24 protein-coding genes are annotated in these 23,681 nt (G+C 72.0%); 7 read left to right on the top strand and 17 right to left on the bottom strand.

Annotated elements, in window-relative coordinates:
- Positions 1 to 130: 130 nt before the first annotated feature.
- Entirely contained in the window at positions 131 to 1,900 is a 1,770-nt protein-coding gene (gene argS / locus B446_RS21185; RefSeq protein ID WP_020941485.1) for an arginine--tRNA ligase, read from the top strand.
- Here the strand turns inward: argS and B446_RS21180 are convergent.
- The gene (locus B446_RS21180; RefSeq protein WP_020941484.1) at positions 1,836 to 2,306 is read right to left on the bottom strand and encodes an ATP-binding protein; all 471 of its coding nucleotides are present in this window, start codon (positions 2,304 to 2,306) and stop codon (positions 1,836 to 1,838) included. The genes argS and B446_RS21180 overlap by 65 nt on opposite strands.
- 112 nt (positions 2,307 to 2,418) lie before the next feature.
- Between B446_RS21180 and B446_RS21175 the strand changes: the two genes are divergently transcribed.
- The 3 genes from B446_RS21175 to B446_RS21165 are packed head-to-tail and all read left to right on the top strand — an operon-like array spanning position 2,419 to position 4,267.
- Positions 2,419 to 3,234, top strand: a complete 816-nt coding sequence (locus B446_RS21175) for a helix-turn-helix domain-containing protein (RefSeq protein WP_043476186.1) — start codon at positions 2,419 to 2,421, stop codon at positions 3,232 to 3,234.
- Positions 3,231 to 3,419, top strand: coding sequence for a DUF397 domain-containing protein (locus B446_RS21170; RefSeq protein WP_020941482.1), 189 nt, complete (start codon positions 3,231 to 3,233; stop codon positions 3,417 to 3,419). Before B446_RS21175 ends, B446_RS21170 begins: the two co-directional genes overlap by 4 nt.
- Positions 3,420 to 3,454: 35 nt before the next feature.
- A complete protein-coding gene (locus B446_RS21165; RefSeq protein WP_020941481.1) occupies positions 3,455 to 4,267 on the top strand; it encodes a DUF4253 domain-containing protein in 813 nt (270 codons plus the stop codon).
- A gap of 10 nt (positions 4,268 to 4,277) precedes the next feature.
- Here B446_RS21165 and B446_RS21160 read toward each other — a convergent pair whose 3' ends face one another.
- From B446_RS21160 to B446_RS21125, 8 genes are all read right to left on the bottom strand, one after another.
- On the bottom strand, positions 4,278 to 5,483 hold the full coding sequence (locus B446_RS21160) for a PLP-dependent aminotransferase family protein (protein WP_020941480.1): 1,206 nt from the start codon (positions 5,481 to 5,483) through the stop codon (positions 4,278 to 4,280).
- Positions 5,484 to 5,595: 112 nt separating this feature from the next.
- Entirely contained in the window at positions 5,596 to 6,588 is a 993-nt protein-coding gene (gene hemB, locus B446_RS21155; protein ID WP_043476184.1) for a porphobilinogen synthase, read from the bottom strand.
- Positions 6,589 to 6,661: 73 nt separating this feature from the next.
- Positions 6,662 to 7,066, bottom strand: a complete 405-nt coding sequence (locus tag B446_RS21150; protein ID WP_020941478.1) for a hypothetical protein — start codon at positions 7,064 to 7,066, stop codon at positions 6,662 to 6,664.
- Positions 7,067 to 7,192: 126 nt separating this feature from the next.
- A complete protein-coding gene (locus B446_RS21145) occupies positions 7,193 to 8,902 on the bottom strand; it encodes a uroporphyrinogen-III synthase (protein ID WP_020941477.1) in 1,710 nt (569 codons plus the stop codon).
- Entirely contained in the window at positions 8,899 to 9,858 is a 960-nt protein-coding gene (gene hemC / locus B446_RS21140) for a hydroxymethylbilane synthase (protein ID WP_043476182.1), read from the bottom strand. The genes B446_RS21145 and hemC overlap by 4 nt, the downstream gene beginning before the upstream one ends.
- The gene (locus tag B446_RS21135) at positions 9,855 to 11,555 is read right to left on the bottom strand and encodes a glutamyl-tRNA reductase (RefSeq protein ID WP_020941475.1); all 1,701 of its coding nucleotides are present in this window, start codon (positions 11,553 to 11,555) and stop codon (positions 9,855 to 9,857) included. The genes hemC and B446_RS21135 overlap by 4 nt, the downstream gene beginning before the upstream one ends.
- On the bottom strand, positions 11,552 to 12,316 hold the full coding sequence (locus B446_RS21130; protein ID WP_020941474.1) for a redox-sensing transcriptional repressor Rex: 765 nt from the start codon (positions 12,314 to 12,316) through the stop codon (positions 11,552 to 11,554). The genes B446_RS21135 and B446_RS21130 overlap by 4 nt, the downstream gene beginning before the upstream one ends.
- 247 nt (positions 12,317 to 12,563) lie before the next feature.
- Positions 12,564 to 12,845: a glutaredoxin family protein gene (locus B446_RS21125; RefSeq protein ID WP_020941473.1), complete on the bottom strand. Its 282-nt coding sequence runs from the start codon at positions 12,843 to 12,845 to the stop codon at positions 12,564 to 12,566.
- 94 nt (positions 12,846 to 12,939) lie between these two features.
- Between B446_RS21125 and B446_RS21120 the strand changes: the two genes are divergently transcribed.
- The 3 genes from B446_RS21120 to B446_RS21110 all read left to right on the top strand — a co-directional run bounded on the left by B446_RS21120 (position 12,940) and on the right by B446_RS21110 (position 16,531).
- The gene (locus tag B446_RS21120) at positions 12,940 to 13,887 is read left to right on the top strand and encodes an HAD family hydrolase (protein WP_078614768.1); all 948 of its coding nucleotides are present in this window, start codon (positions 12,940 to 12,942) and stop codon (positions 13,885 to 13,887) included.
- Positions 13,888 to 14,292: 405 nt separating this feature from the next.
- On the top strand, positions 14,293 to 15,072 hold the full coding sequence (locus B446_RS21115; RefSeq protein WP_020941471.1) for an ECF subfamily RNA polymerase sigma factor, BldN family: 780 nt from the start codon (positions 14,293 to 14,295) through the stop codon (positions 15,070 to 15,072).
- A 235-nt stretch (positions 15,073 to 15,307) separates the two neighbouring features.
- Complete coding sequence (locus B446_RS21110) at positions 15,308 to 16,531, top strand: DUF5667 domain-containing protein (RefSeq protein ID WP_020941470.1); 1,224 nt, start codon at positions 15,308 to 15,310, stop codon at positions 16,529 to 16,531.
- A gap of 72 nt (positions 16,532 to 16,603) precedes the next feature.
- Here B446_RS21110 and B446_RS21105 read toward each other — a convergent pair whose 3' ends face one another.
- From B446_RS21105 to B446_RS21075, 8 genes are all read right to left on the bottom strand, one after another.
- Positions 16,604 to 17,659, bottom strand: coding sequence for a lysophospholipid acyltransferase family protein (locus tag B446_RS21105; RefSeq protein ID WP_020941469.1), 1,056 nt, complete (start codon positions 17,657 to 17,659; stop codon positions 16,604 to 16,606).
- Between the two features lie 14 nt (positions 17,660 to 17,673).
- A complete protein-coding gene (locus B446_RS21100; protein WP_020941468.1) occupies positions 17,674 to 18,735 on the bottom strand; it encodes an NAD-dependent epimerase/dehydratase family protein in 1,062 nt (353 codons plus the stop codon).
- Between the two features lie 239 nt (positions 18,736 to 18,974).
- Positions 18,975 to 19,073 (bottom strand): 30S ribosomal protein bS22, encoded by a 99-nt coding sequence (locus tag B446_RS37255; RefSeq protein WP_003948845.1) that lies wholly within the window; start codon positions 19,071 to 19,073, stop codon positions 18,975 to 18,977.
- Positions 19,074 to 19,206: 133 nt separating this feature from the next.
- Positions 19,207 to 19,419 (bottom strand): helix-turn-helix domain-containing protein, encoded by a 213-nt coding sequence (locus tag B446_RS21095; RefSeq protein ID WP_004984898.1) that lies wholly within the window; start codon positions 19,417 to 19,419, stop codon positions 19,207 to 19,209.
- A gap of 129 nt (positions 19,420 to 19,548) precedes the next feature.
- Entirely contained in the window at positions 19,549 to 20,364 is an 816-nt protein-coding gene (locus B446_RS21090; protein WP_020941467.1) for a phosphatase, read from the bottom strand.
- Between the two features lie 134 nt (positions 20,365 to 20,498).
- Complete coding sequence (locus B446_RS21085) at positions 20,499 to 21,671, bottom strand: acetoin utilization protein AcuC (protein ID WP_020941466.1); 1,173 nt, start codon at positions 21,669 to 21,671, stop codon at positions 20,499 to 20,501.
- Entirely contained in the window at positions 21,622 to 22,848 is a 1,227-nt protein-coding gene (locus tag B446_RS21080) for an MFS transporter (protein ID WP_043476178.1), read from the bottom strand. The genes B446_RS21085 and B446_RS21080 overlap by 50 nt, the downstream gene beginning before the upstream one ends.
- Before the next feature lie 95 nt (positions 22,849 to 22,943).
- Complete coding sequence (locus B446_RS21075; protein ID WP_020941464.1) at positions 22,944 to 23,666, bottom strand: VC0807 family protein; 723 nt, start codon at positions 23,664 to 23,666, stop codon at positions 22,944 to 22,946.
- Positions 23,667 to 23,681: the final 15 nt, after the last annotated feature.

Genomic DNA, 23,681 nt, shown 5'->3' with positions numbered 1-23,681 from the left:
TCGAGCAGTGGGGAGTCGTTCTGGCACTCCCATACTCCCAGACGGCCCCGCGACCGAGAAAACGGCTTTACCCCCCATGGGATACTGGTTGGGTCTATCCATCCCCACGAGGAGAACGGCACCCCTACCTATGGCCTCGGTCACGTCCCTCAGCGACTCCGTCCAGCAGCACCTCGCCTCCGCCCTCACGGCCACCCTGCCGGAGGCCGCCGGTTCGGACCCGCTGCTGCGACGAAGCGACCGGGCCGACTTCCAGGCCAACGGCATCCTCGCGCTCGCCAAGAAGGCGAAGGCCAACCCGCGGGAGCTGGCGGACCAGGTCGTCTCCCAGGTGGCCACGGGCGACGTGATCGCGGACGTCGAGGTCTCCGGGCCCGGCTTCCTGAACATCACGATCGCGGACCGGGCGATCACCGAGAACCTGGCCGCGCGGTACGCGGACGAGTCGGGCCGGCTCGGCGTGCCGCACGCCGAGCACGCGGGCACCACGGTGGTCGACTACGCGCAGCCCAACGTGGCCAAGGAGATGCACGTCGGCCACCTGCGCTCGGCGGTCATCGGCGACGCGGTCGTGCAGATCCTGGAGTTCACCGGCGAGCAGGTGGTCCGGCGTCACCACATCGGCGACTGGGGCACCCAGTTCGGCATGCTCATCCAGTACCTGGACGAGCACCCGCACGAGCTGGACCACAAGGCGGCCCGGGTCACCGGTGAGGAGGCGATGTCGAACCTCGACCGCCTCTACAAGGCGGCGCGCAAGCTGTTCGACTCGGACGAGGAGTTCAAGACCAGGGCCCGGCGCCGGGTGGTCGACCTCCAGGCCGGCGAGCCGAAGACGCTCGCCACGTGGCAGAAGTTCGTGGACGAGTCGAAGATCTACTTCTTCTCCGTCTTCGAGAAGCTGGACATGGAGGTCCGCGACCCCGACATCGTCGGCGAGTCCGGCTACAACGACATGCTGGCCGAGACCTGCCGCCTGCTGGAGGAGTCCGGCGTCGCCGTCCGCTCCGAGGGCGCCCTCTGCGTCTTCTTCGAGGACGTCAAGGGCCCGGACGGCAAGCCGGTCCCGCTCATCGTGCAGAAGTCGGACGGCGGTTACGGCTACGCGGCCACCGACCTCTCCGCGATCCGCGACCGCGTCTTCAACCTGAAGGCCAACTCGATCGTGTACGTGGTCGACGCCCGCCAGTCCCTGCACTTCAAGATGGTCTTCGAGACCGCCCGCCGGGCCGGCTGGCTGGGCGACGACGTCAAGGCGTTCCAGCTCGCCTTCGGCACGGTCCTCGGCAAGGACGGCAAGCCCTTCAAGACCCGTGAGGGCGAGACCGTCAAGCTGGAGGACCTGCTCGACGAGGCCGTCGAGCGGGCCACCGCGGTGGTCCGGGAGAAGGCCGGGAAGGTGGGCCTGACCGAGCAGGAGATCGTCGAGAACGGCCGCTACGTCGGCGTCGGCGCGGTCAAGTACGCCGACCTGTCGACCTCCGCCGTCCGGGACTACAAGTTCGACCTGGACCAGATGGTCTCGCTCAACGGCGACACGAGCGTGTACCTCCAGTACGCCTACGCCCGGATCCAGTCCATCCTGCGCAAGGCCGGCGAGGCCCGCCCCGCCGCCCACCCGGAGCTGGCGCTGGCCCCGGCGGAGCGGGCGCTCGGCCTGCACCTGGACCGCTTCGCGGAGACCGTGCTGGAGGTGGCGGAGTCCTACGAGCCGCACAAGCTGGCCGCGTACCTGTACCAGCTCGCGACGCTGCTGACGTCCTTCTACGACCAGTGCCCGGTCCTGAAGGCCGAGTCGCCGGAGCAGGTGGAGAACCGCCTGTTCCTGGTCGACGTCACCGCGCGCACGCTGCACCGGGGCATGGCCCTGCTGGGCATCCGCACGCCCGAGAAGCTCTGACGGCGAACTCGCACCAGACGAGTTTGCCCGGGGCGCGCCGACCCACGCCCCACTTGTCGGCGAGGGACGCGACCAGCAGCAGCCCCCGCCCGCCCTCCTCGTCAGCGGCCCCGGTCTCCCCCACCACCTGGGGGAGACCGGGGCCGCTGTCGTGCACCTCGGCCCGTACGAGGTCGCCGTCGTACCGCAGCCGCACCAGGAAGCCGCGCCCGGGCGGTGCCCCGTGCAGCAGCGCGTTCGTGGCCAGCTCGCTCACGCACAGCGACACGTCGGCGGACCGCTCCCAGGCGGTGAGTCCCCAGTAGCTCAGCGACCACTCCGTGAACCGCCTGGCAGCAGGGACGGAGCGGCGAGCGCGGCCGTAGAACTGGTCGCGCTGGCAGGGCAGTTCGGTTTGCGCATTCACGGGACGAAGGTCGCGCAGAGTGACTAGCCTTGATCAGTGCGCAATCCCGTACAAAGCGTTTGTACGGGATCGGGCGGGGTCGGGTACGGGCACGTGTGGGGAGTTCAGCGGCATGACGACTTCTCGGAGGAACCAGTCGGCGATGCGGATGCTCGGCCGTCAGCTGGCCACGGCACGCAGGGCGGCGGGACTGAGCCAGTCGGGCCTGAGCGCCGCGCTCAACCTCAACGAGGAGACGATCGCCTCCATCGAACAGGGCCGCCGGTCCCTCAAGCCGGACATCGCGGAGCTGCTCGACGAGTATTTGGGCACGAAGGGGACGCTGGCCGCAGGGGTGGCGAACCTGCCGGAGGTGGACCAGTTCCCGCTGTGGGCCGAGGAGTACATGGATCAGGAGCGGGAGGCGATCGCGTTGTCGTGGTACGACGCCCTCGTGGTGCCGGGTCTGTTGCAGAACGAGCCGTACGCTCGCGCGATCCTGCAGAATCGCGTCCCGGCCTATCCCGAGGAGAAGTTGGAGACCACTCTGAGGCTCCGCCTCGCCCGCCAGGAGATCCTGCACCGAAAGCACCCGCCGACGCTGAGCTTCGTGATCTGGGAACCCGCGCTGCTGCTGAGCGTCGGCTCCCAGGAGGTACGCAGGCAACAGCTCGACTTCCTACGCGAGATGACCGAGCTGCCCTGCGTCTCGCTCCAGGTCCTCCCGCTGTCCAGCCCCTTCCACGCGGGCGTCGACGGCCCGTTCACGCTCCTGGAGACGCCGGACCACCAGCACGTCGCGTACACCGAGTCGCAACGCGGCAGCCAGTGGGTTTCCGACCTGGACGAGGTGTCCATCCTGGCGCGCAAGTATGCGATGCTGCGGACGCAGGCCCTGACCCCTCAGGACTCAGTGGGCCTCCTCGACCGCCTGCTAGGAGAGCAATGAGCGCCGAAGCACTTCAGTGGTTCAAGTCGACCTACAGCGGTAGCGAAGGCGGCCAGTGCCTCGAAGTGGCCGTCACCTCCGGTGTCATCCACGTCCGGGACTCCAAGCAGCACCCTGAGGACAGCCCAACTCTCAAGCTCGCGCAAGCGACTTGGGTCAAGTTCGCGGAGTTCGCCGCAGGCTAGCCGCGTTGTCAGTGGGGGCACCTAGAGTCACCGGTATGGCGACTCTTCCCAACCCGCTGCCCAGGCTGGCCACCGATCCCAGCGGCCGTGGCCTCGGGCTCCAGCTTCCGCCCGGCAGGCTGATCGACACCACCTACGACGGGGACTGGCACGAGCCCCTGCTGTGGCAGTCCGGGAAGGCGGCGGCGCCCGGCACGTGGAAGGCGCTGGGCGCGCCGGCCGCGCGGGCGGGGCTGCTGCCGGTGCTCCTGGACGTGGGCGGGACCCAGGGCGGCCCGGAGGACTGGCAGCTGATGCCCGAGCGGATGTCGTACCCGGGCGACCACGACGCCGAGGAGCAGCTCGCGGAGTACTGGGAGGAGAACGCGGAGGACGAAGTGGGCGCGGAGATAGCGCCGTTCGGGCCCGAGTGGCCCGGTCTCGCGCCCGCGGGCCGGCCGACCGCGGACCCGGACACCAGGGCCGCCTCGGTCGCGGACTCGCTGACGGACGGGGCCCGGTGGTTCAAGGAGCCGCGGCTGGCGCTGGTCCCGGCCCGCCGGTCGGCCGACGTCCCGGCGGCGATCGGCTGGACCGGCCCGCTGAACTACGAGAACGACGTGGCCCGGCTCTGCGCGGTCCTGCGCTCGTGGGAGGACCGCTTCGGCATACGGGTGGTGGGGCTCGGCTTCGACCTGCTGGTCGTGTCGGTGGCGGCCCCGCCGGCCACCGTGGCGGAGGCCGAGGCGGTGGCGGCGGAGCACTTCGCTTTCTGCGCGGACAACATCCTGCAGAACGGCCCGGACTCCCTGCGTGGTTACGCGAAGGAGCTGGTCGGCGAGCCGACCTGGTCCTTCTGGTGGGACTGAGCCGTCGCGGTCAGCGCGCGGCGAGCCCCCGGCCCAGTCTGCGCAGGCCCTCCTGGATCTCGTCCGGAGTCTGCGTGACGAAGCACAGGCGCAGGGTGGAGCGGTCGGGGTCGGCGGCGTAGAAGGGGGCGCCGGGGACGTAGGCGACGTCCTGCCGCACCACCTGGGGCAGCAGGGCGGTGGTGTCGTACGGGTCGGGGAGCCGCGCCCACAGGAACATGCCGCCTTCGGGGCGGGTCCACACCGAGCCCTCGGGGAGCGCGTCGGGGAGTGCGGCGAGCATGGCGTCACGGCGTTCGCCGTAGACGGCGCGGACACGGGCCACATGGGTGTCGAGGACGTCCAGGTAGCGGGCGGCGGCGAGCTGGTTGACGGTGGGCGTGTGCAGGTCGGCGGCCTGCTTGGCCACGGCGCACGCCCGGCGCAGCTCCGCGGGGGCACGCAGCCAGCCGAGGCGCAGGCCGGGGGCCATCACCTTGGAGAGGGAGCCGAGGAGCACCACGCGGTCCTCGGCGCCGGGGTGGGCGGCGATCCAGGGGACGCGCTCGCCGTCGTAGCGGAGTTCGCCGTAGGGGTCGTCCTCGACGATCCACACGCCCTGCCGGGCGGCCACGGCGGCGACGGCCCGCCGGCGCGGCGCGGGCATCGTACGGCCGGTGGGGTTCTGGAAGGTGGGGACGAGGTAGAGCAGCTTCGGGCGTTCGCGCAGCACCGCCTCCTCCAGGGCGGCGGGGTCGACCCCGTCCTCGTCCCCCGGCACGGACACCACCCGGGCGCCGGCGAGCGCGAAGACCTGAAGTGCCGCCAGGTAGCAGGGACTTTCGACCAGGACGGTGTCGCCGGGCTCGATCAGCGCGGTGGCGAGCAGGGACAGGGCCTGCTGCGAGCCGGTGGTGACGAGGAGGTCGTCGGGGGCGGTGGGCAGACCCTGGGCGGTGACCCGGGCGGCCAGGGCGGTGCGCAGGGCCGGTTCGCCCTCCGTGGTGGAGTACTGGAGCGCCTGCGCCGGGGTCAGTTCCAGCACCTCACGGAACGCGGCCGCTATGCCGTCCTGGTCGAACAGCTCGGGCGCGGGCAGCCCGCCCGCGAAGTTGATCACCTCGGGGCGGGCGGTGACCGCCAGGATCTCCCGCACCGGCGACCCGCCCACACCCCGGGCACGGGCGGCGAGCGGCGGCACGGGGGCACGCGACGGAGCGGGTTCGGTGACGGTCATGACCGGCTCTCCTTCGACTGCGGAAGCTCCACTGCGCCCGCAGCCTAGGGAACTAGCTGCCCCCTACACCGTCCATTTCGCGATCCGGACGGGCAGGATGACCGCCGGGGCGTCAGCGCAGCTTCTGCGCGGCCTCGGTCGCCCAGTAGGTGAGGACCGTGCGGGCGCCGGCCCGCCTGATGCCGGTCAGAGTCTCGAAGATGGCGCGGTCGCGGTCGATCCAGCCCTTCTCGGCGGCGGCCTCGATCATCGAGTACTCGCCGGAGATCTGGTAGGCGACCACGGGCACGTCCACGGCGTCCGCGACCCGGGCGACGATGTCGAGGTACGGGCCGGCCGGCTTGACCATCACCATGTCGGCGCCCTCGGCGAGGTCGAGCTCCACCTCCCGCAAGGACTCCCGCCAGTTGGCCGGGTCCTGCTGGTAGGTCTTGCGGTCGCCCTGGAGCGAGGAGCCGACCGCCTCGCGGAAGGGCCCGTAGAACGCGGAGGAGTACTTGGCGGTGTAGGCCAGGACGGCGACGTCCTCGCGGCCGATCTGGTCGAGCGCGTCACGGATCACGCCGATCTGGCCGTCCATCATCCCGCTCGGGCCGACCACGTGCGCGCCGGCGTCCGCCTGCACCTGGGCCATCTCGGCGTACCGCTCCAGGGTGGCGTCGTTGTCGACCCGCCCCTCGGCGTCCAGCACCCCGCAGTGGCCGTGGTCGGTGAACTCGTCCAGGCACAGGTCCGACATGACGAGCAGGTCGTCGCCGACCTCGGCCCGCACGTCGCGCAGTGCCACCTGGAGGATCCCGTCCGGATCGGTGCCGACCGTGCCCAGGCCGTCCTTCTTGCTCTCCTCCGGCACGCCGAACAGCATGATCCCGGAGACCCCGGCCTCGACCGCCTCGAGGGCCGCCTTCTTCAGGCTGTCCCGGGTGTGCTGGACGACACCGGGCATGGCCGCGATCGGCACCGGCTCGCTGACGCCTTCACGGACGAACGCCGGAAGGATGAAGTCGGCGGGGGACAGTCGCGTCTCGGCGACCATCCGCCGCATGACGGGCGAGGTCCGCAGCCGCCGGGGACGCGTACCGGGAAAGGATCCGTACTTCGTCATGCCTTCTACGCTACGCCCGCCCCGGAGGCACCTTTGCCGACGCGGCGTCGGCGCACGGCCACCGCGGGACGGCTCACCACAGCCGGGCGCCGGCCCCGCCCAGCCGGGTGTGCCAGGCGCGCATCCGCGCCCCCGCACCGGCGTTGAACACCTGGTCCACCGCTCCCCCGGCCGCCGGCGGCGACGCCCCGAAGGCGCTCACCGCGGCCCGTTGCCCGGGACTCGGCGCCGGCGACAGGCCACCGCCCCGCCCGACCAGGGCGTACCGCTCCCCGCGGACGGTGATCAGCAGGGTCCCGAGCCGGGTGAGGCGGCCCTCGACCTCCCGGGGATCGCTCTGGACGACGACCTGCCCGTCCCGGTCCTCGGCCCGCAACTCCCCGGGGGACAGGCTCAGCACCAGGGGCACGCAGCGCGCCCCGTTCCACAGGCTCCGCCGCCAGTAGACGATCTCCGCGTACACGGCGTACTCGCTCATGCGCCCGATCATGGCATGCACACAACCCGCCCCGGGAGGCGCCCGGAGGCGTACGGCGAAGGGCGGGACGCGCCGTCACGGCACGTCCCGCCCTCATCGCCTCATGGCCTCACGGCCGCCCGGCGCTCAGGTCGTCGACCGGCGCCTGCGCGCCCCCGGCCGCCGCTCGCTCGGCCGGGTGACGGGGTCCCCCGCCTCCAGCGCGGCCGCCCGGCGCTTCAGACCGAAGTCCGCCAGCGCCTCGGCCAGCTTGTGCACCGACGGCTCCGGAGCCATCACGTCGACCCGCAGCCCGTGCTCCTCGGCCGTCTTGGCCGTCGCCGGGCCGATACAGGCGATCACCGTCACGTTGTGCGGCTTGCCCGCGATACCCACCAGGTTCCGGACGGTCGACGACGACGTGAACAGCACCGCGTCGAAACCGCCGCCCTTGATGGCCTCACGGGTGTCCGCCGGCGGCGGCGACGCCCGCACGGTCCGGTAGGCCGTGACGTCGTCGACCTCCCAGCCCAGCTCGATCAGACCGGCGACCAGGGTCTCCGTGGCGATGTCGGCACGCGGCAGGAAGACGCGGTCGATCGGGTCGAACACCGGGTCGTAGGGCGGCCAGTCCTCCAGCAGGCCCGCGGCCGACTGCTCGCCGCTCGGCACCAGGTCCGGCTTCACACCGAACGCGACGAGCGCCTTCGCGGTCTGCTCGCCCACCGCGGCCACCTTGATGCCCGCGAAGGCCCGAGCGTCGAGGCCGTACTCCTCGAACTTCTCCCGGACCGCCTTCACCGCGTTGACCGAGGTGAACGCGATCCACTCGTAGCGGCCGGTCACCAGGCCCTTGACGGCACGCTCCATCTGCTGGGGCGTGCGCGGCGGCTCCACGGCGATCGTCGGGACCTCGTGCGGCACGGCACCGTAGGACCGCAGCTGGTCGGAGAGCGACGCCGCCTGCTCCTTCGTCCGCGGCACGAGCACCTTCCAGCCGAACAGCGGCTTGGACTCGAACCACGACAACTGGTCGCGCTGGGCGGCGGCGGACCGCTCACCGACCACGGCTATCACCGGCCGGCCGCCGTCCGGCGACGGCAGCACCTTCGCCTGCTTCAGCGTCTGCGCGATCGTGCCGAGCGTCGCCGTCCAGGTGCGCTGCCGGGTCGTCGTACCGGCGACCGTGACACTCAGCGGGGTGTCCGGCTTGCGGCCCGCCGACACCAGCTCCCCGGCCGCGGCCGCGACCGAGTCCAGCGTCGTGGACACGACCACCGTGCCGTCCGAGGCGCCGACCTCCGTCCAGCAGCGGCCGGAGGCGGTACGGGCGTCCACGAACCGGACGTCCGCGCCGTGCGCGTCCCGCAGCGGCACACCGGCGTACGCCGGCACACCGACCGCGGCCGCCACACCCGGTACCACCTCGAAGGGCACACCGGCGGCGGCGCAGGCGAGCATTTCCTCGGCCGCGTACGTATCAAGTCCCGGGTCCCCGGGCACCGCACGGACGACCCGCCTGCCGCCCCGCGCGGCCTCCATGACAAGATGAGCGGCATCCCGGGCAGGAGACGGGACCGCAGCGGCTGTTGACGTGCCGTCAACGACCGTGAGCTGCGGCGCGCCCGTGCCCGGTGGCGAGACCGAGGAGGCGTCGGCATCCGTCCGTACCACGGAGACGCCCTGCCGGGCGTGCGTCTGGATCACGTCGAGCACATCGTGCTCGGCGACCAGGACGTCAGCGCTCGACAGCGCCTCCACGGCGCGCAGAGTCAGCAGTCCCGGATCCCCGGGTCCGGCACCGAGGAAGGTGACGTGCCCGTGTTCCGGACCGGCGGGAAAGGCGGTGGGGCTCACTGTGCTCGCTCCCCCATCAGACCGGCCGCGCCCTGGGCGAGCATCTCGGTGGCGAGGTCGCGACCGAGTGCCAGCGCCTGCTCGTGCGTGTGGGGCACGGGACCGGTGGTGGACAGCTGCACCGTGCGGGAACCGTCGGTCGTGCCGACGACGCCGCGCAGGCGCATTTCCTTGACAGACTGCCCGTCGGCCAGGAGGTCGGCCAGCGCGCCCACGGGGGCGCTGCAGCCGGCTTCCAGGGCGGCGAGCAGTGACCGCTCGGCGGTCACGGCGGCCCGGGTGAACGGGTCGTCGAGCTCGGCGAGCGCGGCGACGAGGCCCGCGTTGTCCGCGGTGCACTCGATCGCCAGGGCCCCCTGGCCGGGGGCGGGCAGAACCGTGTCGACCGACAGGAAGTCGGTGACCTCCTCGATCCGGCCCATCCGGTTCAGTCCGGCGGCGGCCAGGACGACCGCGTCCAGCTCACCGTCACGGACGTACCGGATACGCGTGTCGACGTTGCCGCGGATCGGCACCGTCGTGATGTCCAGCCCGTGGGCACGCGCGTACGCGTTGAGCTGGGCCATGCGGCGCGGCGCGCCCGTGCCTATGCGGGCGCCGCGCGGCAGGTCGGTGAACTTCAGCGCGTCCCGGGCGACGATCACGTCCCGCGGGTCCTCGCGCACCGGGACGGCGGCCAGGGCCAGGTCCTCGGGCTGCGTGGTCGGCAGGTCCTTGAGCGAATGAACCGCGAAGTCCACCTCGCCCCGCAGCAGCGCGTCACGCAGCGCCGTGACGAACACGCCCGTGCCGCCGATCTGCGCGAGCGCCTCACGGGAGACGTCGCCGTACGTGGTGATCTCGACCAGCTCGACGGGCCGGCCGGTCACCCGGCTCACGGCCTCCGCCACCTGCCCGGACTGGGCCATGGCGAGTCTGCTCCGCCTCGTCCCCAGTCTCAGTGCCTTCTCAGTCATGCCGGTCGGTCCTTCTTGTCTGTGCTGTCCCCGGCCCGGGAGACGGCGGCCACCGTCTCGGGATCGAGGTCGAACAGGGTGCGCAACGCGTCCGCGTACCCGGCGCCGCCGGGCTCGGCCGCGAGCTGCTTGACCCGTACGGTCGGCGCGTGCAGCAGCTTGTCGACGACCCGGTGCACGGCCTGCCGGATCTCGCCGCGCTGGCGTTCGTCCAGGTCGGGCAGGCGGCCGTCGAGCCGCGCGATCTCACCGGCGACGACGTCGGCGGCCATGGTGCGCAGGGCGACCACGGTCGGCGTGATGTGCGCCGCCCGCTGCGCCGCGCCGAAGGCCGCGACCTCGTCGGAGACGATACGCCTGACCTGGTCCACGTCGGCCGCCATCGGGGCGTCCGCGGACGCCTCCGCCAGCGACTCGATGTCCACCAGGCGCACCCCGGCCAGCCGGTGGGCGGCCGCGTCGATGTCACGGGGCATGGCGAGGTCGAGGAGGAACAGGGCGGGCGCCGGACGCGGGATGCCGGCAACCGGCTCGGGCCGCCGGCGCTCGGGGATCCGGCCGACCGTGGCGACGGTCGCGGCGAGCGCGGTGATCAGCTCGGCGTCGGCCTCGGGACCGCGCCGGGCGCGCCGGTCCAGGGTGCCGTTGTCCACCCAGGCGGCGTGCTGCTCCAGGGTGGCCGCGTCCATCCCGGCCACGGCGGCCTCACCGGCCACGGAGAAGCCGGTGGAACCCTGCACGGCGGCCAGGTCGAGCGGGCAGTTCTCCTCGGCGCCGAGGCTGGTCGGCGGCAGCGCGGCCACGGCGGTGCCGCCGGTGCCGGTGTCGTCGCCCTCGTCCTCGGCCGGCCGGCCGGTGCGGTCCTCGACCGCCTGCGCGACCGCTTCCGCGGTGAGCACCAGGCCCGTGGCCCCCGTGCAGGAGACCACGACGTCGGCACGTGTCAGCTCGCCCGGCACCGCGTCCATCGGTACCGCGCGGGCGGCCACGTCCGTGTCGTCGCCCTCGGTCAGGATCCGCGCGAGCCGCTCGGCCCGCTCGAAGGTGCGGTTGGCCACGACCACCTCGGCGACCCCGGCACGCGCGAGCGTGGCGGCGGCCAGCGAGGACATCGAGCCGGCGCCGATGACCAGCGCCCTGCGGCCCGCGGCCCAGCCCTGCACGTCGCCGCCCGCGGCCAGCTGCTCCAGGCCGAACGTGACCAGGGACTGGCCGGCGCGGTCGATGCCGGTCTCGGAGTGGGCGCGCTTGCCGACCCGCAGCGCCTGCTGGAACAGGTCGTTCAGCAGCTTGCCCGCGGTGTGCAGCTCCTGGGCACGGGCCAGGGAGTCCTTTATCTGGCCGAGGATCTGCCCCTCGCCGACGACCATCGAGTCCAGGCCGCAGGCCACCGAGAACAGGTGGTGGACGGCCCGGTCCTCGTAGTGCACGTAGAGGTAGGGAGTCAGCTCCTCGAGGCCCACGCCGCTGTGCTGGGCGAGCAGCGTGGACAGCTCGGCGACACCGGCGTGGAACTTGTCCACGTCGGCGTACAGCTCGATGCGGTTGCAGGTGGCGAGCACCGCGGCCTCGGTGGCCGGCTCGGCGGCGACCGTGTCCTGGACCAGCTTGGCCTGGGCGTCCACGCTCAGCGCGGCCCGCTCCAGCACGCTGACCGGGGCACTGCGGTGGCTCAGTCCGACGACGAGGAGGCTCATGCCGGCATCACGGCGGGCACGTCCCCGTCGGGTCCCTGGTCGGCGGAGTCGCCGCGGGTACGGGCCGCGGGCTGCGCGCCGTCGCCGGCGGCGGTCTCCTCGCCGGCCTTGCGCTGCTCGTGGAAGGCGAGGATCTGCAGCTCGATGGAGAGGTCGACCTTGCGCACGTCGACGCCGTCCGGGACGGACAGGACGGTCGGCGCGAAGTTCAGGATGGAGGTCACACCCGCGGCCACGAGCCGGTCGCAGACCTGCTGGGCGGCGCCGGCCGGGGTGGCGATGACGCCGATGGAGACCCCGTTATCCTTGATGATCTTCTCGAGCTCGTCGGTGTGCTGCACGGGGATGCCCGCGACCGGCTTCCCGGCCATCGCCGGATCGGCGTCGATCAGCGCGGCCACCCGGAAGCCACGGGAGGCGAACCCGCCGTAGTTGGCCAGGGCGGCGCCGAGGTTGCCGATACCGACGATGACAACCGGCCAGTCCTGGGTCAGGCCGAGTTCGCGGGAGATCTGGTAGACGAGATACTCCACGTCGTAGCCGACACCGCGCGTTCCGTAAGAACCCAGGTAAGAGAAGTCCTTGCGCAGCTTGGCGGAGTTGACCCCCGCCGCCGCGGCCAGCTCCTCGGAGGAGACCGTGGGCACCGAGCGCTCCGACAGTGCGGTCAGGGCTCGGAGGTACAGCGGAAGGCGGGCGACGGTGGCCTCGGGAATCCCTCGGCTACGGGTCGCCGGTCGGTGTGTTCGGCCAGTTGCCACGGTGCTCCTGCGGGTAGAGCGGGGCTGCAGGCGGTCATACGTCCCCAGACCGCCCCGTCGACAGCAGGCTATGCCTTTGTGAACGCGTGCACAAAGATGGTGTCCGATTTGCCCGGCCAACGTGACCGGGGTCACGCACGTCCCACCCGGCGCCCTACGTGGGGGCAAAACGCCACACTCCTTGCGTATCCCGCCCCCGAGACCCAAACCGCCTTCGATCCTAAGGGACGTTCGGCTGATCGTTGTACTAGTCGGTCAGTTCCTTGCGGAGCCGGGTCTCGTCCACCCGCCAGAACGTGTGCTGCCTGCCGTCCACCAGGACCACGGGGATCTGCTCCCAGTACCGGTCGTGCAGCTCCGGGTCCTCGGTGATGTCCTTGCGCTCCCACGGGACGCCGAGCTCGCCACAGACCTTCTCGACCACGGCCTGCGCGTCGTCGCACAGATGGCAGCCGGGCTTGCGGACGAGAGTGACCAAGCGCTCCTGCGGTGCGGCCTTACGCCGGAAGAGGGGACTCATGTCGGCCATTCTCGCGCCTCTTTAACGACACGGCCTCGGAGTGTTCACACCCTTCAAACCTCTCGACTCCGGAACCACCGAACAGACTGGCTATGCTCACGCCATGGCCGCTCTCGGATGGCTCACTCCCCGTAGGCGCTCCGCCACGGCGCGGAGCGTGTTGGCAGGCGAGGCTTCGGCGGAGGCCGCCCGCAAGTCCTCGCAGGAAGCGCAGGAGGCGCAGGAGACCGCACAGGTCCAGCGGACCGCCGACCGGGAGCCGGAGTTCCCGGTGCTCGGCGACGACAAGGCCGCCGCCTTCTTCGACCTCGACAACACCGTGATGCAGGGCGCCGCCCTGTTCCACTTCGGGCGCGGCCTGTACAAGCGCAAGTTCTTCGAGACCCGCGACCTCGCCCGGTTCGCCTGGCAGCAGGCGTGGTTCCGGCTGGCCGGCGTGGAGGACCCGGAGCACATGCAGGAGGCCCGGGACTCCGCCCTCTCCATCGTCAAGGGCCACCGCGTCGCCGAACTGGAGACGATCGGCGAGGAGATCTACGACGAGTACATGGCCGACCGCATCTGGCCGGGCACCCGCGCCCTGGCCCAGGCCCACCTCGACGCGGGCCAGAAGGTGTGGCTCGTCACGGCGGCACCCGTGGAGATCGCCCAGGTGATCGCCCGCCGCCTCGGCCTGACCGGCGCGCTCGGCACCGTGGCCGAGTCGGTCGGCGGCGTCTACACCGGCAAGCTGGTCGGCGAGCCCCTGCACGGCCCCGCGAAGGCGGAGGCGGTGCGCGCCCTGGCCTCGGCGGAGGGCCTCGACCTCTCCCGCTGCGCGGCCTACAGCGACAGCCACAACGACATCCCGATGCTGTCCCTGGTCGGCCACCCGTACGCGATCAACCCGGACGCCAAGCTCCGCAAGCACGCCCGCGAGAAGGACTGGCGGCTGCGCGACTACCGCACGGGCCGCAAGGCGGCGAAGGTCGGCATCCCCGCCGCGGCCGGCGTGGGCGCCGTCGCCGGCGGCACGGCCGCGGCGATCGCGCTCAGCCGCCGCCGTCGCTGATCCGCCGTCGCCGATCCGCCGTCACTCCTCCGACGTCACTCCTCCGACGTCACTGATCCGACGTCACTGATCCGGCGTCACCGACTCGCCGTCGTTGACCCGCCGTCATCGTCCCGGCGCCGCCGAAACCGTTCGCCCGCGGCCGGATTATGCCGTCGTTCCCCCAACACGCCCCCCAGTTCGCCGAAAACCATCCTTTTCCGATCAACAACCGATCACTCTGTGGAACTTGATGGGGCGTCATTCAGCAACAGAAGCGACGCAATCGGTGATTTGAGCAACTCGGTGTAGCAGTGCCTGTACGAAGCGTTATTCTCCTCAGACGCAAACCGGTACCTCTCCGTCGCTACGACGGGTGAACGGTTCCGCACTGCACGTGATGGAAGCTCTGCCTCTGGGAGTCCCGTGTACCCACACGTCGGGGTTGACGCCTCGGGCCTGGCTACGCTGCGCACAGCAGTCGCAACGGTCAAGGAGACGCTGCGCGGCTTCGTCCCCACCGCGTACGCCGTCCCCGCCTTCGCCACCGCCGCGCCCCTCGGCCCGTGCTACGCACTGGCCGAGAGCGGCGCCGCGGTCGGCAGACGAGGGCGCTCCACCGGCGCGGCCACCGCCCGCCGACCGGCCGCGGACAGCGACAGCGCCCGGATGATGGACCTCGTGGAGCGCGCCCAGGCGGGGGAGGCCGAGGCCTTCGGCCGGCTGTACGACCAGTACAGCGACACCGTCTACCGCTACATCTACTACCGGGTGGGCGGCAAGGCGACCGCCGAGGACCTGACGAGCGAGACCTTTCTGCGGGCGCTGCGCAGGATCGGCACCTTCACCTGGCAGGGCCGTGACTTCGGCGCCTGGCTGGTGACGATCGCCCGCAACCTCGTCGCCGACCACTTCAAGTCGAGCCGGTTCCGTCTCGAGGTCACCACCGGTGAGATGCTCGACGCCAACGAGGTCGAGCGCTCCCCTGAGGACTCGGTCCTGGAGTCCCTCTCCAACGCCGCGCTGCTGGACGCCGTCCGCCGGCTCAACCCCCAGCAGCAGGAGTGCGTGACCCTGCGCTTCCTCCAGGGGCTCTCGGTCGCCGAGACCGCCCGGGTGATGGGCAAGAACGAGGGCGCCATCAAGACCCTCCAGTACCGGGCCGTGCGCACGCTCGCCCGGCTGCTGCCGGATGACGCCCGCTGACCCCCACACCCTGGGCGACGGTCAACTCACCCTCCGTGAGAGATCGTTGCGTTCTCGATCCGATCATCGGCCGTCCGTAACCCAAGTGCCGCGCCGCTCGTTGTGCGGGATACAGGCTCCCTGTGGTCACGTCCTGGCCGACCCTGATCGCTCGATCGTGTGGAACTGGTCGTGGGCGTGCAACCCTCAGGACCCCCTGGGGAGTCGACCGTCATGACGAGAGGAGGTGCCGCCAGTGATCGCGAACGTATCGGCACACCGGCGGGCGAACGCCTTCGCCCAGGCCCTGGAGGAGCAGTCCGACCGGGACACGGCGGCCGAGCAGTCCGCAGCACCGGCGGCTTCGCCGCCGACCGCGGGGGAACACTCCGAGCCGGGCGAGCTGCTCGCCCTGGCGACGAGCCTCAGCGCGCTGCCCAGGCCGCAGCTCGATCCCGAGGTCAAGGCCGTCCAGCGCGCCCAGCTGGTGGCCGCGATGGAGGCCATGCTCCAGGAGGGGACCGCGGCGGACGCATCGCTGCCCGAGCAGCGCTCCCGCAGCCGGGGCGCGCACCGGGCGAGCCCGCTGGGCAAGCTCCGGCCGCGCTCCAGACTGACCAAGGGGCTCGCCGCGGGCGGGCTCAGCGTCGGCGTGGCCGCAGGGGCGTTCGGCGGAGTCGCCGCGGCGAGTTCCAACGCGCTGCCCGGTGACTCGCTCTACGGACTCAAGCGCGGCATAGAGGACTTCAAGCTCAACTACATGAGCGACGGGGACACCCAGCGCGGGCAGACGTACCTCGACCAGGCCTCCACGCGGCTGAACGAGGCACGCCGGCTCATGGAGCGCGGCCGCGGCGGCCACCTCGACCACGAGTCCATCGGCGAGATCCGCCGCACCCTGTCCGGTATGCAGCACGACGCGACCGAAGGCCACCGCCTGCTGCACGCGGCCTACGAGCGCGACCCCGAGTCCCTGGGCCCCATCCAGGCACTGTCCGCCTTCTCGCGGTCCCACCGCGAGGCGTGGAGCGCGCTGAGCGACCGGCTGCCCGTGCAACTGGGCGACGTCAAACAGCAGGTGTCGTCGGTGTTCGACGCCATAGACGACGAGGTCGCCCCACTGCAGTCGCTGCTGCCGCAGCCGCCCGCGCAGTCCGGCGGGACGGGCACCCGGCACACGTCCGGGTCGACACCCACCGGCTCCGGCGGCACCCACCGCTCCACCGCGCCCAGCTCCGGCGAAACCCCGTCCGCCGGCAGGCACACGGGCTCGGGCAGCCCCAGCGGTTCGGCCAGCCATGACGGCGGCGGCGGTCTGATCGGAGGCGACACGGGCGGTCTGCTCGATCCGCCGAAGACCGGCTCCGGCAGCACCCCGGCCATCCCGAAGCTGCCGACGAGCGCGCCGGACGTCACCCTCCCGCCGCTGCTCCCGGGTCTGCTTCCCGGCCTGGGCATCGACGGCGAGGACGCCGACTGAGGCGTGCGGACACGGCCGCGGGGGCGCCCCTTTCCGAGCAGGGGCGCCCCCGCGGCCGTACCGCGCCGCGGATCAGAAGAACACCGACCGCCGCTGCACCAGCAGCTTGTACAGCGTGTGCTGGATCTGTTCGCGGACCTGGTCGGTCAGGTTGAACATCAGCATCGGGTCCTCCGCCGCCTCCGGCGGATACCCGTCCGTCGCGATCGGCTCCCCGAACTGGATCGTCCACTTCGTCGGCAACGGCACCATCCCGAGCGGCCCCAGCCACGGGAACGTCGGCGTCAACGGGAAATAGGGGAACCCCAGCAGCCGCGCGAGCGTTTTCGCGTTGCCGATCATCGGGTAGATCTCCTCGGCCCCGACGATCGAGCACGGGACGATCGGCGCGCCCTGGCGCAGCGCCGTGGAGACGAAACCGCCCCGGCCGAACCGCTGGAGCTTGTAGCGCTCGCCGAACGGCTTGCCGATGCCCTTGAAGCCCTCCGGCATCACCCCGACCAGCTCGCCCTGCGCCAGCAGCCGTTCGGCGTCCTCCGCGCAGGCCAGCGTGTGCCCCAGCTTGCGGGCGAGCTCGTTGACCACCGGAAGCACGAACACCAGGTCGGCCGCGAGCAGCCGCAGGTGCCGGTCGGCCGGGTGGTGGTCGTGGACGGCGACCTGCATCATCAGCCCGTCCAGCGGCAGCGTCCCGGAGTGGTTGGCGACGATCAGCGCCCCGCCCTTGTCCGGGATGTTCTCGACGCCCTTCACCTCGACCCGGAAGTACTTCTCGTACACCGGCCGCAGCAGCGACATCAGGACCTGGTCGGTCAGCTCCTCGTCGTAGCCGAAGTCGTCGACCTCGTACTCCCCGGTGAGCCGGCGCCGCAGGAACGACAGGCCGGCGGCGACCCGGCGCTCGAGACCGCCCTCGCCGTGCCGCCCGCCCGCCGGCTGCTCCTCGCCGGTGCCGGGCCCCTCCTCGGGCGCAGTGCTCCGGGTGGGCAGCGGCTGGACCTCGCGGACCGGCGCGGGCTCACCGGCCGCGCCGCGCCTGCTCCCGGCGCCGCGGCGCCGGGACGGCCGCTGACCGGCGTTCCCGCGGGACCGGTCGTCGTCGAACGGAATGACCTTGGCGTCCGCCATCGTTGCTGCGCTCCTCAGTTGGCGCTCTGCGTCGGGTGGTGCCCGCCGCCCCTCGCGGCGAGCGCGGCGACCCGGTCGACGGCCCCCGCGAGGGCCTCCGGCGGCAGCAGCCCGGGTCCCTGGCCGCGTGCGAAGTCCGCGAACGTCTGCGCCGTCGTGTACGTCGGCTGGAATCCCAGCGTCTCGCGCATCTGGTCGGTGGCCACCACCCGGCCGTGCGTGAGCAGCCGGATCTGCTCCGGCGAGAAGTCCGTCATGCCCAGCGTACGCACGAGCGAGCCGGCCCAGGTGACCGCGGGCAGCAGCAGCGGCACCGTGGGGCGGCCCAGGCGCCGGGCGCACTGCGAGAGCGGCAGCACGCCGTCGCCCGCGATGTTGAACGTGCCGCTGTTGAGGGTGCCCCGGCGCGGCTCGTGGGAGGCGATCCGCAGCACCTCGATGACGTCGTCCTCGTGCACGAACTGCAGCCGCGGGTCGTAGCCGAACACGGTCGGCAGGACGGGCAGCGCGAAGTACGAGGCGAGCGGGGTGTCCGCGGCGGGACCCAGGATGTTGGCGAAGCGCAGCACGCACACCGCGACGTCGGGCCGCCGCCGGGCGAAGCCGCGCACGTACCCCTCGACCTCCACCGCGTCCTTCGCGAACCCGCCGCTGGGCAGCGACTTGGCAGGGGTGGTCTCGGTGAAGACGGCCGGATCCCGCGGTGCGGAGCCGTAGACGTTGGTACTGGACTTCACCACCAGCCGCCGCACGGCCGGCGACTTCTGGCAGGCGCCGAGCAGCTGCATGGTGCCGATGACATTGGTCTCCTTGACCGTGGCCCGGCTGCCGCCGCCCAGGGCGGTGCCCGTGATGTCCATGTGGACGACCGTGTCGGCGGCCGTCTCCGCGAGCACCCGGGCGATGGTGGGCTGCCGGATGTCGGCCTGGATGAAGTCGGCCCCGCCCAGATGGTGCGCGGGCGGCACCGCGTCCACGGCGATCACCCGGTCCACCTCGGGGTCCCGCTGGATGCGCCGCACGAACCGGCCGCCCAGCTGCCGGGCCACGCCGGTGACGAGCACGACCTTCCCCAAGATCAGCGCCTTCCTTCGGTCCGGTGCGAAACCTGGTCCAAGCCCGCGTTCCCCGTGTGCGGCCAACTTAGCGGGTCGATGTTGCGCCGTGATGACCGCCCGCTGCCCGAGGTGACGGAAATTCACCAGATGGAATATGCCGATCCTCGCCGAGAACTCCCCGCGCGGGGGCCCGGACACGCCTGTGGCCCCCCGCCCTGATGGACGGGGGGCCACAGAACACGCTCTCGCGGCGCCGCTTACTTCTTGTTGCGGCGCTGAACGCGCGTGCGCTTGAGCAGCTTGCGGTGCTTCTTCTTGGCCATCCGCTTGCGCCGCTTCTTGATAACAGAGCCCACGACTACCCTCGCTCACTTCTCATCACTCGGTGTTTGGGCGCCATGGGCCCATACGACCTACGAGGGGCCAGCCTACCCGTCCGAGCGCTGAGGTCGTAATCGAGGGGGCCTCCGGGGGTTCCCCGGAAGGCCGTCAGGCCGTCTCCACCCCCACGTAACTCTCGCGGAGGTACTCGTGTACCGCTTGCTCCGGGACGCGGAACGACCGCCCCACCCGGATCGCGGGCAGATGACCGCTGTGCACCAGCCGGTACACGGTCATCTTCGACACTCGCATCACCGAGGCGACCTCCGCCACGGTAAGGAACTGAACCTCGTTCAGAGGCCTTTCGCCTGCAGCAGCCATGACACACCTGAACCTTCCGCACTCGACGGCCACCGGCTTCCCCTTCCGGTGACTCTTCGTCGTTGCGTGCTCACTCCCCAGACTAGGGGCGGGTGATGCGAGTGGGGAAGAGGTGCACCCATCGGCGGCCTACTGTGACAGGCACGCCCTATTGACTACGTAACGGGTGAGCGGCCGGTAGTGATCAGACCGCACTCCGTCATCAACCGGAACGGCCACGGAGACGACGCCCTCGGCCTCCCCCACGAACAGCGCGGGATCGTCCGTGTCCGCCAGGCCGATCGCCTCGAACCCCAGCTGACCTGCGCCGCAGACCCAGCCATGGTCCCCGATGACCAGTTCGGGCAGGGGTCCGCCGGCGTCGGCCGCGGCGGCCAGGGCGACCCGAACCGGGAGCGGTGAATGGCAGTGCGCTCCCGGCTCACAACCGGGGCGCCCGACCTCCGGTTCCCGCACCAGGGCAACACCTCGTACGTAGTCCAGTGCGTACGTGCGTAGACCGAACCGGGTCAATATGTCGACAGAGCGACCCTGCGCCGGTGTGAGTACCTCACACCCCACTGCCGACAACGCGTCCGCCAGGCCACCGTAGAAACCGAGCAGCCGGTGCGGGTGCCCGGTCCCGAGCAGCACCGGAGCCCCACGCCGGGCCGCCTCCCCGATCCGCTGCGCGAACGCGTCCAGCGCGGCCAGCGTCCGCTCCGGGTCGATCACGTCCGGCCCGGTCGTGTACCCCGGATCGGCCGACACCCCGCACCTGGCCGCCATCAGCGACAGCAGCTCCCGCTGCCCCCAGTGCCGTTCGGGGTCGATCCCGATCAGCGCCCGGGGGTCCCGGGCGGCGAACAGCCGGTAGCTGCGGAGGCTGGTCTCCCGGGACGTGGCCACCTCCCCGGCGAGCCGGGCGGCGAGCAGATGCGCGCGGAGGGCATCGGCGGTCAACACGGGTGCGATGCTGGCCCATCACGGAAGGCCCCGCGCGCGAAACGGCGGAACATCGCACGGTTGGCCCAACGGCGGCCCCCCGCCCGGCACCCGCGGGGCCCCGCCCCCTCAGCCGGCCCCGGCGGAGCCGCGCCTCACGGCAGCAGCCCCCGCAGCGGGAACGCGGCCCGCCGGGTGGCCAGCACCGCCTGGTCCAGACGGTCGGCCGGGTCGTACCCCGCCTCCCACGACGCGAACGACACCGGCCACCGCCCGTCCGTCATCCGCTGCGGCCCCAACTGCCGGGTACGCGCGTACACCTCGTGCCGCCACCCCTCGGGAATCACCGTCTCCGGGGCGACCTCACGCCCCGCGGCGATCCCCACCAGATGCGTCCACGACCGCGGCACCACCTCGACCACGGCGTACCCGCCGCCGCCGAGCGCGACCCACCTGCCGTCCGCGTACTCGTGCGCCAGCTCGTGGCACGCCACCTGCGCGGCCCGCTGCGCGTCGAGCGACACGGCGAGGTGCGCGAGCGGGTCCTCGAAGTGCGTGTCCGCCCCGTGCTGCGTCACCAGCACCTGCGGCCGGAAGTCGGCGAGCAGTTCCGGCACCACCGCGTGGAACGCCCGCAGCCACCCGGCGTCCCCGGTCCCGGCCGGCAGCGCCACGTTCACGGCCGCGCCCTCGCCCGCCCCGGCCCCGGTCTCCTGCGGCCACCCGGACTGCGGGAACAGCGTGCTCGGATGCTCGTGCAGCGAGATCGTCAGCACCCGCGGGTCCTCCCAGAACGCCGCCTGCACCCCGTCCCCGTGGTGCACGTCGACGTCCACGTACGCGACCCGCTCGGCGCCCAGTTCGAGCAGCCGGGCGATGGCCAGGGCGGCGTCGTTGTAGACGCAGAACCCGGACGCGCCGCCGGGCATCGCGTGGTGCAGGCCGCCCGCGAAGTTCACCGCGTGCTCGGCGTCACCCCGCCACACCGCCTCCGCCGCCCCCACCGACTGCCCGGCGATCAGCGCCGACACCTCGTGCATCCCGGCGAACGCGGGATCGTCCAGCGTCCCGAGCCCGTACGAGCCGTCGGCCGCCCCCGGGTCGGCAGAGGCGGCCTTCACGGCGTCGATGTAGTCCTGCCGGTGCACCAGGCGCAGCGTCGAATCACCGGCCGGCTTGGCCGCGACCACCGTCACCTGCCGGTCGAGCCCGAAGGCGTCCACCAGCTTCCGGGTCAGCTCCAGCCGGACCGGATCCATCGGATGGTCCGGGCCGAAGTCATAGCCCGTTACTGCCTCGTCCCACATCAGCTGTGCGCGGCCGCTCATGCCCGCCACCGTATCGGTCCGGTTGAGCCGCGAACGATCTGGCGTACGCCAACGTCACCAGCACCAACCCCATCGGCACCAGCATGGCGCCCCGGTAGCTCCAGGTGTCCCCGAGCGCACCCACCAGCGGCGAACCGACGAGGAAGCCCACGTAGTTGAAGATGTTGAGCCGGGCTATCGCCGCGTCCGAGGCCCCCGGGAACAGCCGGCCCGCCGCCGCGAAGGTCTGCGGCACCAGGACGCACAGCCCCAGGCCCAGCAGGGTGAACCCGAGCATGCCGACCCAGGCGTCCGGCGCCGCGGACACCACCGCGAAGCCCGCAGCCGCCACCAGCGCCCCCATCCGTACGACCGTCGCCGCCCCGAACCGCCGCACCCCGAAGTCCCCGATGGCCCGGCCCACCAGCGTGGTGACCATGTACACGTTGTACGGCACCGTCGCGAGCTGCTCGGAACCGCCCAGCACGTCCTTCAGGTACTTGGCGCTCCAGTTGGACACCGTCGAGTCCCCGATGTAGGCGAAGGTCATCACCAGACACAGCGGCAGCAGCAGCCTGAAGACGACGGCGCCACCGCCCGCGCCCGCGCCGGCCCCCTCCTCGACGGCCCCCGCGTCCCCGTCGACGTACCACCGGCTCCCCACCAGCGTCGCCGGCAGCAGCACGGCCACCACCGGCAGGTACGACACCCACAGCGCGAGCTGCCAGTGCGCCCCGGCCCAGGCCAGCGAGGCGCCCACGATGCCGCCCAGGCTGTAGGCGGCGTGGAAGCTCAGCATGATGCTGCGCCCGTACGTCCGCTGGAGGCTGACCCCCAGCATGTTCATCGAGGCGTCCAGGGCGCCGACGGCGAGCCCGAACGCGGCCAGGGCGAGACCCAGCTCCGCCATCACCCCGCTGCCGCCGGCCCCGACCCCGAGCAGCGCCAGCAGCACCACCGGCTGGGACCAGCGCAGCAGCCGGCTGGGCCGGACCCGCTTCACCAGCTGCTCGGTCGTCACGCTGCCGACGCCGGCGAGGATCGGCACCGCGGCCAGGAAGACAGGCAGCAGCCCGTCGGAGATGCCGTACCGGTCCTGGATCGCCGGGATGCGCGTCACCAGCAGCGCGAAGGCGGCGCCCTGGGCGAAGAAGCTGAACGCCAGCGAGGCCCTGCCGCGCCGCAGCACATCTGTCATGGCGGCGAGCGTAGGGCCCCTGGCTACCTGTGGGTAGATCCGGCCAAAGATGAATTTCCTTCAGCTTCGGCCCGGAGGGTGTGCCGTCGGTCGTGTCACGCGGCGACGGCGACCTCGGCGCTCGCGGACTCGGTGCTCGCGGGCTCGGACCGCTCGGTCTCGTGGGAGACCATGGCCTCCATCGGCCCGGCCCCGAGGGCGCCGCCGACCACGATCCCGATCAGCACCGCGCCGGCCAGGACGACTCCGCCGAGCCAGACCATGGTGTCCACGGGGACGGTGTACGCCCCCACGGCCCGTACCACGCACTCGGCGAGCAGCACCACGCCCCACACCACGGAGAACGCGCGCTCCCGGCGCCGGAAGTCCGCCGAGGCGGCCGAGCCGCCCGACATCAGCCGCTCCCAGGCGGCCTCCCTGACCGCGTCGCCCTTCACCAGGAAGGGCTTGAGACCGGCGGTCATCATCGGCCTGCCGAGGACGACCGAGACCAGGATGCCGATCGCGACGGTGCTGCTGACCCCGCTGTCCTTGGCGAGCATCAGCCGCGGGTCCCCGGAGACGAAGCTCAGCAGCAGGGACACCACGTTCACGACGAGGATGAGCCCGGCCAGCGCGTTGGTCCTGCGCTCCTTCAGCACGCTCCACCCGGTCCGCAGCGCCGGCACCACGCTGCTCCAGGCGAGCGCCGCGAAGGTGCTCATCCCGAGGCCGTCCCTGAACAGGTAGTACGAAGCGAGGGGCACCGCCACGTCCACGATCAGCGGCGCGAAGTTCTGCAGCGTGCTCTGGCCCCGGGAACCCGTGTTCGTCGTCATGCTCACAGCTTCGCC

The sequence above is a fragment of the Streptomyces collinus Tu 365 genome (genome assembly GCF_000444875.1).
GTDB lineage: Bacteria > Actinomycetota > Actinomycetes > Streptomycetales > Streptomycetaceae > Streptomyces > Streptomyces collinus_A.
Note: the sequence above shows the minus strand (reverse complement) of the source record. Positions and strands in the feature narration are given on the sequence as shown.

Bases quoted from the DNA above. Each gene is read 5' to 3' on its own strand.
- B446_RS21095 (WP_004984898.1), bottom strand. From the start codon at position 19,419: ATGGCTGCTGCAGGCGAAAGGCCTCTGAACGAGGTTCAGTTCCTTACC.
- B446_RS21120 (WP_078614768.1), top strand. From the start codon at position 12,940: ATGGCCGCTCTCGGATGGCTCACTCCCCGTAGGCGCTCCGCCACGGCG.
- B446_RS21175 (WP_043476186.1), top strand. From the start codon at position 2,419: ATGACGACTTCTCGGAGGAACCAGTCGGCGATGCGGATGCTCGGCCGT.
- hemC (WP_043476182.1), bottom strand. From the start codon at position 9,858: ATGACTGAGAAGGCACTGAGACTGGGGACGAGGCGGAGCAGACTCGCC.
- B446_RS21125 (WP_020941473.1), bottom strand. From the start codon at position 12,845: ATGGCCGACATGAGTCCCCTCTTCCGGCGTAAGGCCGCACCGCAGGAG.
- B446_RS21160 (WP_020941480.1), bottom strand. From the start codon at position 5,483: ATGACCGTCACCGAACCCGCTCCGTCGCGTGCCCCCGTGCCGCCGCTC.
- B446_RS21085 (WP_020941466.1), bottom strand. From the start codon at position 21,671: ATGAGCGGCCGCGCACAGCTGATGTGGGACGAGGCAGTAACGGGCTAT.
- B446_RS21105 (WP_020941469.1), bottom strand. From the start codon at position 17,659: ATGGCGGACGCCAAGGTCATTCCGTTCGACGACGACCGGTCCCGCGGG.
- B446_RS21135 (WP_020941475.1), bottom strand. From the start codon at position 11,555: ATGAGCCTCCTCGTCGTCGGACTGAGCCACCGCAGTGCCCCGGTCAGC.
- B446_RS21075 (WP_020941464.1), bottom strand. From the start codon at position 23,666: ATGACGACGAACACGGGTTCCCGGGGCCAGAGCACGCTGCAGAACTTC.
- hemB (WP_043476184.1), bottom strand. From the start codon at position 6,588: ATGACGAAGTACGGATCCTTTCCCGGTACGCGTCCCCGGCGGCTGCGG.
- B446_RS21165 (WP_020941481.1), top strand. From the start codon at position 3,455: ATGGCGACTCTTCCCAACCCGCTGCCCAGGCTGGCCACCGATCCCAGC.
- B446_RS21150 (WP_020941478.1), bottom strand. From the start codon at position 7,066: ATGAGCGAGTACGCCGTGTACGCGGAGATCGTCTACTGGCGGCGGAGC.
- B446_RS21170 (WP_020941482.1), top strand. From the start codon at position 3,231: ATGAGCGCCGAAGCACTTCAGTGGTTCAAGTCGACCTACAGCGGTAGC.
- B446_RS21080 (WP_043476178.1), bottom strand. From the start codon at position 22,848: ATGACAGATGTGCTGCGGCGCGGCAGGGCCTCGCTGGCGTTCAGCTTC.
- argS (WP_020941485.1), top strand. From the start codon at position 131: ATGGCCTCGGTCACGTCCCTCAGCGACTCCGTCCAGCAGCACCTCGCC.